Source organism: Streptomyces sp. SID14478 (assembly GCF_010548525.1).
Classification (GTDB): Bacteria; Actinomycetota; Actinomycetes; order Streptomycetales; family Streptomycetaceae; genus Streptomyces.
The window spans coordinates 1-10,546 of sequence record NZ_JAAGMG010000648.1 but is presented as its reverse complement, the minus strand read 5'-3'; the positions used below and the strand labels follow the sequence as shown (position 1 = coordinate 10,546).

Sequence of the window (10,546 nt, the reverse complement as noted above, 5' to 3'; positions counted from 1 at the left end):
CGCCGCGACGGACGCCTCCGGCGCGCCGCACCACCCCAAGAAGGCCGTGGTCTTCCGTGACGTGCGCCCCTTCGGCGCGCGGGACGCCGTGGACCTCACCGTCGTCGACGGCCTGATCAGCGACGGACCCGCGCCCCGCGGCGCCGAGGTCGTCGAGGGCGGCGGCCGGCTCGCGCTGCCGGCACTCGTGGACGCGCACATCCACCCCGACAAGACGAGCTGGGGCGGGGCCTGGGTCTCCCGCAAGCCGGCGAGCGGCATCGCGGACTACTGCGCGCAGGACGTCGAGCTGTTCCGCTCGCAAAAGCGCCCGGTCGGTGAGCGCGCGTACGGACTGATGGCGCACGCCGTGACCCGCGGCACCCGCGCGATGCGGGCGCACGCCGATGTCGCACCCGCCTACGGCCTCGCCGGTCTGGAGGGCATCGCCGAGGCGCGGGAGCGGCTCGCGGACGCGCTCGACGTGCAGATCGTGGCGTTCCCGCAGCACGGTGTGGTCCGCGCGCCCGGCACGGCGAAGCTGCTGGAGGACGCGGCCCGGGGCGGCCTCGTCGACATGATCGGCGGCATCGACCCGATCAGCTTCGACCACGCCCTCGACGAGCAGCTCGACCTGGTCTTCGACCTGGCGGACCGCTATGGCGTCGGTGTCGACATCCACCTCCACGACCGCGACGAGAAGGGCACGCAGGTGCTGCGCGGCATCATCGAGCGCACCCGCGCGCTGTCACTGCGCGGCAAGGTGACGGTGAGCCACGTCTTCTGCCTGCCGTTCCTGTCCGCGCCCGAACTCAGCGCGACGGCAAACGACTTGGCCGATCTGGACATCGCCCTGACGACGGTCGCGCCGAACGAGTCCCTGGTGCTGCCGATCACCGAGCTGAAGAAGCACGGCGTGCGGGTGGGGCTCGGCTCGGACGGGGTGCGCGACTCCTGGAGCCCGTTCGGCAACGCGGACATGCTGCACCGCGCGCACCTCCTCGGCTGGGTCACGGACGTCCGCCTCGACGACGAACTGACCGCCTGCTACACGGTGGGCGCGCACGGCGGCGCCGACGTGATGGGCCTGCCGCACGCCGACCTCACCCCCGGTTCACCGGCGGACTTCGTACTGCTCCGCGGCGAGTGCGTGCCGCAGGTGCTGGTCGACGTGCCGCAGCGCGACATCGTCGTGCACGGCGGCCGGGTCGTCGCGAGGAACGGCGAGCTGGTGTAGTCGGGTCCGGCACGCGGCTCTCAGGCGCTGCCGGACGGCGGTCGCATGCGGAAGTCGTACCGGGCGGGCAGGGGCTCGCCCGGAACGACCTTCGCCCAGACCTCCCCGAGGGTCTCCGCCCCCTCCCGCAGGTCCGCCACCTCGAACCCGGACTCCAGCACCTGCCGGGCCTTCTCCACCTCCCCTTCGGCCGCGAGGATCTGCACCTCCAGGAGCCGGAAGCGCCCCCTGGCCCGGGTGTCGGCGTGCAGCCGCGTCCAGACTCCGCGCGCCTTCGCGGTCCGCCCCGCCAGGAGCAGCGCTTCGATCGCCTCGCGGCCGAGCGCCGCCGTCACGGACACCCACGCCTCCCCGTCGTCCCGGCGCTCCGCGCACAGGTCGTCGAACGCCTCGACGTACCGGTCGGCGGCCCGCTCCCGGTGCCCGTCCGTCGCGTCGGCCACCGCCAGGCAGCGCAGGAACGGCCAGTCGGACGCGGCCAGTTCGAGCCCGCGCTCCCAGCTGCGCACGGCCTGCGCGCGGTCGCCCGCATGCCACTGCGCCACCCCCAGGTGGTACTCGGACAGCGGCCGGGCCGGCGCCGTCTCCAGCATGTCCCGCCAGGGCGGGGCCACCAGGGTCGGGCCGGGCGCGCCGACCCGCCGCGGCTCCGGGAACACACCCGTCTCCATCAGCTCCCGCCACGGCGCCTGCGCCTCGTCCAGCGTGGACTCGTCGAACGGCGTGCCGCTCAACTTCTCGCCGGTGCGCAGCACTTCGAGCGCGCCCCAGCCGGAGCCGACGGCGAGCCGCTCCCCCGGTTCGGCGTCCGCGTGCGGCAGCCACGCCTCGTAGGCGTCCTGCACCGCGGCGCGCGGCAGGGCCTGTTCGAGCCGCTCCTCGGCCTCGGCGACCGCGCCGTCCCAACTGCCCGTGTCGTGCACGGTTTTCGCGTCGGCCGACAGGGGGCCGTACGCCTCCAGCCAGCTGAGCTCGCCGGCCGACTCCAGGCGTACGTACTCCAGTTGGGTGCGCGCGAGCCCGGCCTGTATCTCGGCGTAGCCTCCGGTGCCGGGCTCGGTCAGCCACTCCTGCCAGCGCCGCCCGCCGGTGCCGCTCCCCCACAGGAACAGCTTGCGGCCGCGCAGCGCGTCCGTCGACGTCTGGGCGAGGCCCTGCCCGTCCTCGTCGAGCGCGGCGATCCAGCGGCGCCGCCCGTCCTGCACCTCGTAGAAGTAGTCGGCGGGGAACTCGCTGTTCAGCGGGTACGTGCGGTCGGTCCCGTCGTACTGCGGCACGGGGACGCGGCGCAGCGCGTGCTCGTAGCCGAAGTGCCAGGCCTCGCGTGCGGGCGCGAGGACCCGGCGCTCCTCGGGCACGGCGATGTTGGACCACCAGTAGACCGGCGCGGGCTTCTCGTGCGGATTGCGGATGCGGACGCCGACGTGCAGGAAGTCGGAGTTCTCGGGCAGCCACAGGTCGACCTGGAAGGGCAGGTCGCGCAGCCTCTCCCACTCCCACAGGCGGATCATCTCGCCGCCGTCGGGTGCGGTGACGCGGGCGGCGTGCAGGGGCGCGCAGGACAGGGTGGAGTGGCCGGTGGCGCCGATGTTCCACTCGATGCCGCCGGAGAACCAGGCGCCGTTGAGCGCGAAGGCGGCGGGCTGGAACACCGGGTTGCGGTACAGGAGCTCGCGTCCGGTGGGCTTGTGGAACAGGGAGGCGACGCGCCCGCCGAGGCCCGGCAGCACGGTCGCCCTCAGCCGGTCGTTCTCGATGACGAGGGCGTCGAGCGCGACGGACGTCCGCTCGCGCCCGTACCCGTCGCGCAGCCGCTCGGGCAGCACGCTGCGCAGCGGCCGCCAGCCGAGCTGGCGTGCCATGTCGAGCGGCAGGTCCTCCTTGGAGCGCTCGTCGAGCACGTGCACCTCGTCGAGCGGCCGCAGCGGCGGCAGCGGGTTCACCGGTCCCAACGCGGCGCCCGGCAGGGTCAGTACCTCACGTCGTACGACCGTCATGTCTGCCTCCCGTTGCCACGGGGCGCGGCCCGCCCCGATGACCATGGAACATGGTCATCGGGGAGCTGACCAGGGGCCTCCCCGGTCAGGATTGCGCAAAGGCGGCGACGACCAGGTCGGTGAGCAGGGCGCCGGCGGTGCCGTCCGGGTCCAGATCGGGGTCGTAGATCGTGACGTTCATGCCGACGCACTTCGGCGAGGCGAGCAACGGCCGCAGCAGCGCGAGGAGTTCGTCGGGCAGCAGGCCGTCCGCGTCGGGGCTGTCCACGGCGGGCATGACGGACGGGTCGAGCACGTCGGCGTCGAGGTGCACCCAGAATCCGTCCAGCACCGGCACCTCGAAACTCTGCACGTGGCCGCGCACGACGTCGTCGACGCCCCACTCGCGCAGTTCGCCGACCGTCACGTTCGGGATCTTCAGGGCGGCGAGCTCGGCGCGGTCGTCCTCGAAGGCGTCCCGCCCGCCGAAGAGCCGCACGTCCTCGTCGCGCAGATAGGGCCGCAGCCCCTCGATGTCCGTGAGGTCCCGCTGGCCGCGGCCGGTCCCGAGGGCCAGTTCCTCGCCGCCGGCCGCGCCGATCCGGTCCGAGTTCCCCGGGTGCCGGAAGTCGGCCGAGGCGTCGACGGCGGCGAGCCCGAACCGGCCGATGCGACGCAGCGCGAGGGCCGCCCCGAGCTGGATCGAGCAGTCCCCGCCGAGCACGAGCGGGAAGTCCCCGGCGCGCACGTGCCGTTCCACGCGGTCGGCGAGCCGGACGGTGTACGCGGCGATCGCGGCGGCGTTGAACACCCCGTCGCCCTCCTGCCAGTCGCCGCGGTCGTAGCGCGGCGGGACGACGACACCGCCCTCGAAGGCGCCGAGACGGCGCACGATGCCCTGTTCCCGCAGGGCGCCGGCGAGCTTGTAGACGCCGGGGACGGCGCCGGGGGCGGGCGGGCGCAGGCCCAGGTTGGAGGGGGCGTCGAGGGCGACGATATTCCGCATGCGAGGCATCCTCATCGACGTACGCTGTCGTTTTCAACAGCTACGCAGCACGACGAGGAGCACCTCCCACCATGGCCGAGAGCCACACCTACCGGGTCATCGTCCGCAGCACCTTCGACGGCCTCACCGAAGCGGCCCGCCAGCGGCTGCTCGCCGAGGTCGCGGAGCACGAGGGCATCGCGGGGATGCGGTTCGGCCCCGAGGGCTCGCTCGCGTACGACCGCTCGCTCAAGCACTTCTCGATGCGCTACGTGGTCGAGTCCGACCCGGACGACGGCGACGAGATGGCGGCCGCGCTGGCGCAGGAGCAGGCCGAGGCGTACCTGGCGGAGCGCGGGTACGGGCACGGGGAGCTGCGCGCGAAGGTGACCGACATGGACACGATGAAGATCAACCGGAAGCCGGGCCGTCCGGCGCGCTGAGCATCTCGGCGGTGAGCGCCCAGCGCTCGTGGTCGCGCCAGGCCCCGTCGACGAACAGGAAGTCCGGCGAGAAACCCTCCAGGCGGAACCCCGCACGGCGGGCCAGCGCGATCGACGCGGCGTTCGCGGGCTGGACGTTGATCTCCAGACGGTGCAGCCCGAGGGGACCGAACGCGTACCGCACGACGAGGCCGAGCCCCTCGGACATCAGGCCGCGCCCCGCGGCGTGCGCGAACGCGCCGTAGCCGAGGGCGCCGCAGCGGAAGCCGCCCCGGACGATGTTGTTGATGTTGATGAACCCGGCGATGGCCCCGGTGTCCCGCTCGCACACCAGGAGGCCGCGCCGGGTCGGGTCGTCCACGAGTTGGCCCGCGTACCCGGCGAAGGCCTCGGCGCCGCGCGGCGGGAAGAGCCAGGGCTCGTGCAGCTCCCGGCTCTCGCGGGCCCGTGCGGTGAACTCGTCGGCGTCGGTGAGAGCGAGGGGGCGCAGCGCGACGCGGGGCCCCTCGGCAAGGTGATCGGCCATTGCGCGAGCCTATGCAACAGCTAGTACGCGGCGGCCTCCGGGACCGCCCGCGGCACGGCCGCGGGGCACTTCTCGCCGTTCTTCACGACGCCGATGTGCACCGTGGCGTCCCCGACCTCCTTGCCGACGGCCGGGGACTGGGAGCACACCTTCCAGCTCAGCGGCCACAGCACGTGCCGGTGCGCGCCGCTGACGTCGGTCACCTCGACCCTGGTGCGGTAATCGAGCGTCGAGAACACGTGCATCAGGCCGCGCCCCCGGAAGTCCGGCATCCTCGGCCCGTCGGCCGCGGCCGCGGCGCCCGCGGACACCGTCACGGCGAGCACCGCCCCCGCCGTCACCGTCGCCACTCGTCTCACTTGCGTCTCCTCGCCATGAAGTAGCCCCCGCAGATCCCGCCGATGATGAACACGAGGCCGAGCACCAGGTACAGCGGCATGGAGACTTCCGGGATGAGAAGCCTGATCTTCACCTGCCGGGTGTTCTCGAAGATGAAGATGACGGCGAGCACGAACAGGACCAGGACCCCGATCCTGGCCGGCGTGAACGCGCTGGAGCCGCCGCTCTTCGCGGAGCTCGCGGTGTCCTTGGGGCTCATCGGTGGACCCTTCCCGTCGTTCCCCCGGAGGTCGTCGCCGCCTCCCCGCCCAGCATGTGCGGGCAGGCGGCGATCGCGCATGGGCCGGAGGCCCGTACGGGTGACGGGCGCGGGGATCTACTCCGTGACGACGGGCAGCTCCACGGTGCCGGTGTCCTCGGGCGAACTGGAGACGGTGACCGGCTTGACGCCCTTGTTGCCGCCGTACGCGTCGTCGCTCGCGGCGATCACGAACTGGATGCGGTGCCCCTTCTCGTAGCGGTGCACGATCCCGGGCAGGGTGACGGTGAAGGGCCGGGTGACGTCGGGGACGCGGACCGGGGACACGAGCCGGTGCACCAGCGTCTTCGTCCCGTCCGGCGCGACGTCGTACAGCTTCGCGAACAGGACGAGCTTGTCCGCGGCGTCGTCCGAGTTCTGCACCCGCTCCGTCCGCGGCGAGATCACCTTGAGCGTGGCCTTGGGCGCGCCGACCACGTCGGTCGACCGGTCGAGCGGCTCGGTGGTCCAGTCGAGGTAGGTGCCGCGGGTGTCGTGCGGGGCGGGGTCGGGCAGCCCGATGAGGCCTGCCAGGGACGACTCGGAGTGGCTGGTGGGGATGAGCCAGTTGCGGTACTCGCGGCTGCCGCGGGCGACCTTCTCGCGGTTGTCGACGAGCTTGCCGTCGCCGGACAGGTACAGCTTGCGGGACAGGGCCGGGACGGAGGGGGCGGTGGCGTACGTGTCGTTCGGGTCGCCGATCCAGTCGCGGTAGTAGGCGAAGGCGGGCCCGGTGTCGACGCCCTTCTCGTGCCGCAGGTACGTGTCGAACCAGGCGAGGATCCGCTTGCCGACGTAACTGGTCTCCAAGTTGCCCTGGGCCAGGTTGAGTTCGCCGCTCGCGGGGTCGGTGAGACCGCCGCTGTGCCCCCACGACTGCCAGATCATCTTGGTGGGGGTGCCCTGTTCGCGCAGGGTGTCGTACGTGGCCCTGGCCTCGTTCAGGTTGAACAGACTGTCGCTCTGGCCCTGCACGACCAGCGTCGGCGCCTTCACGCCCTTCAGGTACGAGACCGGGGACACGCTGCGCGCGTAGTCGAGCAGGGCCTTGGTCCTGTCGGCCGGATAGCGCCCGGAGTTGAGGGTGCTGATCGTCTCGCAGGCGTCGTCGACGAAGTGCAGGCAGCTCAGTTTGTTGATGCGCGAGGGGTCCAGGGACGGCACGAGCAGCGGCTGCCCCTCTCCCATCAGGTAGAAGCCGTTGGTCCACTGCCACTTGAAGACGCCGGGCACGTCGCGGTCGGCGGCGTTCTGCGGGTCGAGGGAGTACGTCAGGTCGTTCCAGGTGATCATCGGGACGAGGGCGTCCACGCGCGGGTCCTGGGAGGCGGTCGCCAGTTGGACGGCGCCGCCGTAGGAGCCACCGATCATGCCGACGCGCGGATCGCCCTTCTTGTCGGCCGTCACGTAGTCGACCTTGGTGCCGTCGTCGGCGGCGCGGGTCCCGGCGAGGAAGTCGACCAGGGCGGAGGCGGCCTTGCCGTCGATGCGCGGGTCGTCGAGCGAGATCAGACAGCCCGACTTGCCGAACCCTAGCCCGGAGTAGACGAGCCCGACGTACCCGCGCTGCGCGAACGCCTTGCCGGTCGCGTCCGTGGACCCGTCCGACTTGCTGCCGCCGAACCCGTTCGTGGTCAGCACGGCCGGCGCGGTGTGCTGCGCGTCGACCCCGGCGGGCCGGTAGAGATCGGCGTCCACGACGCACTGCCGCCCGCCGGCCTCCACGGTGAACTTCAACGCGGTGACGGTGTACTCCCCGGCGGCAGGCGCGGCGGCACCCGCGGGGACGCTCAGGGCGAGCGGGGCGGCCAGTGCGGTGCCGATGGCGGCAGCGAGCAGGGCACGGGATCTGGACAAAAGGGGACCTCCACGCATCGTCATACCGACCAGTAAGTTTGCGCGCGGAGCCATCGTGTGACGCGTGTCAGTAACGGGTCAATGCCCGTGCACCGCTTTCTTACCCCCCAACTCCCGCCCCCGGTACGACATATAGCCCCACGCCACCGGGAACAAGCAGCGAAGCCGCACCCCCCAGGGACACGAGGAACGGCGCTCACCCACATCCCCCAGGGGCGCGGGGAACTGCGCGAGAAGCCCCACCCACCGGCAGCCGCCCACAAGCCCTCAGGACCGCAGGACACCGCGACCAGCCACACCCCACCCCACAGAAGCCAACCACCCCAGGGACACGAGGAACGGCGCAACCAGCCACACTCAACCGGCACTCACCCACACCCCCCAGGGGCGCGAGGAACTGCGCGAGAAGCCCCACCCCACCGGCAGCCGCCCACCGGACAACCACCCGGCACACGCGAAGGCGCTCACCCCAGAGCAGGCACATCCAGGCTCAACGTCGACGCCCCGGCATCCAATCGCCCAGCCACCCCAAGCGGCAGCGTCAACGCTCCGGCGCCGTGCCCGAACCCGAACTCCTCCACCACAGGCACCCCGAGCCCGCCCAGCCGCTCCACCAAAAGCTCCCGCACCGGCTCGCACTCCGCCCAGGAACCGAGCAGGATCCCCGAGACGCCCTCCAGCCAGCCCCCACGCAGGAGTTGGGTGAGGTACCGGTCGATGCGGTACGCCTCCTCGCCGACGTCCTCCAGACAGACCAGGCCACCGCGCGCCGAGACCCGCGCATGCGCCGTGCCGAGGTCGGCGGCGAGCAGCGAGAGACAGCCGCCTACGGTGACGCCCCGCGCGACACCGGGCACCAGGGCGCCGACCCCCTCCACCCCGTGGATCACCTGGACCGACTCCGGCGCGAAGAGCGTGGCCCGCAGATGGTCCTGCGCCCGCTCGCTCTTGAGGAAGTCGGCCGCCGCGACCATCGGCCCGTGCAGCGTGCTCACGCCGAGCCGGACCGCGAACGCCTCGTGCAGCGCGGTGATGTCGCTGTACCCGACGAAGACCTTCGGACGGGTGGCCCGCATCGCCGCCCAGTCGAGCAGGTCGACCATGCGCTGGGCCCCGTACCCGCCGCGGGCGCACAACACGGCGTCGATGCCGGGGTCGCACCAGGCCCGCTGCAGATCGGCGGCGCGGTCGGCGTCCCTGCCCGCCAGGTAGGTGAACTCCTCGTGCACGTCCAGGACATGAGGTGCGACGACGGGCTCCAGGTCCCAGCCGCGCAGAATGTCCAGGCCCGCCGCCAGCCGGTCCTCGGGAACGGGGCCGCTCGGCGCGACGACGGCGACCCGGGCCCCGGGGGCGAGCCTGTCCGGACGTACGAGGGACTTCACTTGGTGCAGGGACTTCACTTGGTGAGCTCCAGCGTGGGGATGCCACTCGGGTGCAGGCCGAACACCTGGGCGTACAGGGAGAGTTCGGCCTCCAGGGCGCGGATCATGGTGTCCGCTCTGCGGAAGCCGTGCCCCTCGCCCTCGAAGGCGATGTACGCGTGCGGCACCTGCCGCCCCTCGCTCTCCACCCGGGCGAGGAACCGCTCGCACTGGGCGGGCGGACAGATCACGTCGTCGAGTCCCTGGAGCAGCAGGAAGGGAACGGTGAGCCGGTCGGCGTGCTCGGCCGGGGAGCGCTCCACGTACCGCGCGGGGACCTCGGCGAGCGGCCCGACGAGCGACTCCAAGTACTGCGATTCGAAGTCGTGGGTCTCGCCGCTGCCCCAGCCGGTGAGGTCGAGGATGGGGTAGATGATGGTGCCGCAGGCGTAGACGTCCGTGCTGGTCAGGGACGCGGCGCTGGTCCAGCCGCCGGCGCTGCCGCCGCGGATGGCGAGCCGGTCCCGGTCGGCGGTGCCTTCGTCGGCGAGTGCGAGGGCGACCGCCGCGCAGTCCTCGACGTCGACGACGCCCCACTGCTCGCGCAGCCGGTTGCGGTACTCCCGCCCGTAGCCCGTCGAGCCGCCGTAGTTGACCTCGGCGACGCCGATGCCGCGCGAGGTGAAGTAGGCGATCTCCAGGTCGAGGACGAGCGGGGCGTGGCCGGTGGGGCCGCCGTGCGCCCACACGACGTACGGCGGCAGTTCCTCGCCGGGTGCGACGTGGGTGGGGCTGTGCGGCGGGTAGATGTGGGCGTGGATGTCGCGGCCGTCGGGGCCGCTGAAGGTGCGGATCTGCGGCTCGGGGTAGTACGCCGGGTCCACCGGGTCGCTGTGCGCGGCGCCCACCACCCGGGTGCGCCCGGTGCAGGTGTCGAGCTCGACGACCTCGGGGGCGGTGCGGGGGCTGGCGGCGACGCCGATGACCCGGGTGCCGTGCACGGCCAGCGACGCGGACCACTCGGTCCAGGGCCCGGCGTTGTCGACGACCTCGCCGGTCTCCGGGTCGAGCACGCCGAGGGCGGTGGCGCCGACGCCGTGCACGACGGCGATCAGCCCGGCCTCCAGCGGCTTGAACCAGCTCAGGCCGATCTTCCACAGCGGCCCGCCGAACTCCTCGTCACGGCGGCACAGCGGCTGCGCCACCGCGCCGGCGTCCCGGACGTCGAACCGGTACAGGTTCCACCAGCCGCTGCGGTCCCCCGCGTACAGGAGCGTGCCGTCGTGGCCCCACTCGACCTGGCAGACCGACTCCTCGGGGCCTCCGGCCACGGTCCGCGCCGGGCCGAACGCCCCCGCGTCGTCGACCTCGGCGAGCAGCAGCTCGGTGCCGTCCCACGGCATGCGCGGGTGGTCCCAGGCGATCCACGCGGCCCATCGGCCGTCCGGCGACAGGCGGGCGCCGGTGACGAACCGGTGGGCGTCGTCGGTCAGTTCGCGCACCGCCGCCCGGTCCTCGGCGGCCGAGCCGTCGAGCGGGACG

General features: G+C 72.7%; 10 protein-coding genes. 2 read left to right on the top strand and 8 right to left on the bottom strand.

What is annotated here, in order from left to right; translation table 11 throughout:
- Positions 1-1,216, top strand: a 1,216-nt coding sequence (locus tag G3I40_RS21640; protein WP_164303793.1) for an amidohydrolase, incomplete at its 5' end; no start/stop codon positions are given.
- Positions 1,217-1,236: 20 nt separating this feature from the next.
- Here the strand turns inward: G3I40_RS21640 and G3I40_RS21635 are convergent.
- Both G3I40_RS21635 and G3I40_RS21630 read right to left on the bottom strand, forming a co-directional pair.
- A complete protein-coding gene (locus tag G3I40_RS21635; RefSeq protein WP_164303792.1) occupies positions 1,237-3,213 on the bottom strand; it encodes a DUF5107 domain-containing protein in 1,977 nt (658 codons plus the stop codon).
- An 85-nt stretch (positions 3,214-3,298) separates the two neighbouring features.
- Complete coding sequence (locus tag G3I40_RS21630; protein WP_164303791.1) at positions 3,299-4,198, bottom strand: arginase family protein; 900 nt, start codon at positions 4,196-4,198, stop codon at positions 3,299-3,301.
- Between the two features lie 71 nt (positions 4,199-4,269).
- Here G3I40_RS21630 and G3I40_RS21625 point away from each other — a divergent pair, with 71 nt between their 5' ends.
- Positions 4,270-4,620 carry a DUF6204 family protein gene (locus G3I40_RS21625; protein WP_164303790.1) on the top strand — a complete coding sequence of 117 codons (351 nt, stop codon included), beginning with the start codon at positions 4,270-4,272 and terminating at the stop codon, positions 4,618-4,620.
- On the opposite strand, the gene G3I40_RS21620 is transcribed toward G3I40_RS21625, so the two are convergent.
- The 6 genes from G3I40_RS21620 to G3I40_RS21595 form a co-directional block, all read right to left on the bottom strand.
- Positions 4,589-5,146 (bottom strand): GNAT family protein, encoded by a 558-nt coding sequence (locus G3I40_RS21620; protein WP_164303789.1) that lies wholly within the window; start codon positions 5,144-5,146, stop codon positions 4,589-4,591. The two genes, G3I40_RS21625 and G3I40_RS21620, sit on opposite strands and share 32 nt — an antisense overlap.
- A 20-nt stretch (positions 5,147-5,166) precedes the next feature.
- The gene (locus G3I40_RS21615; protein WP_164303788.1) at positions 5,167-5,505 is read right to left on the bottom strand and encodes a hypothetical protein; all 339 of its coding nucleotides are present in this window, start codon (positions 5,503-5,505) and stop codon (positions 5,167-5,169) included.
- On the bottom strand, positions 5,502-5,744 hold the full coding sequence (locus G3I40_RS21610) for a LapA family protein (protein WP_164303787.1): 243 nt from the start codon (positions 5,742-5,744) through the stop codon (positions 5,502-5,504). Before G3I40_RS21610 ends, G3I40_RS21615 begins: the two co-directional genes overlap by 4 nt.
- A gap of 117 nt (positions 5,745-5,861) precedes the next feature.
- Positions 5,862-7,658 (bottom strand): CocE/NonD family hydrolase, encoded by a 1,797-nt coding sequence (locus tag G3I40_RS21605; RefSeq protein WP_164303795.1) that lies wholly within the window; start codon positions 7,656-7,658, stop codon positions 5,862-5,864.
- A gap of 446 nt (positions 7,659-8,104) precedes the next feature.
- A complete protein-coding gene (locus G3I40_RS21600) occupies positions 8,105-9,025 on the bottom strand; it encodes an LD-carboxypeptidase (protein WP_164303794.1) in 921 nt (306 codons plus the stop codon).
- A gap of 14 nt (positions 9,026-9,039) precedes the next feature.
- Positions 9,040-10,546 (bottom strand): prolyl oligopeptidase family serine peptidase (locus tag G3I40_RS21595; RefSeq protein ID WP_164303786.1); only part of this gene is annotated, 1,507 nt, incomplete at its 5' end.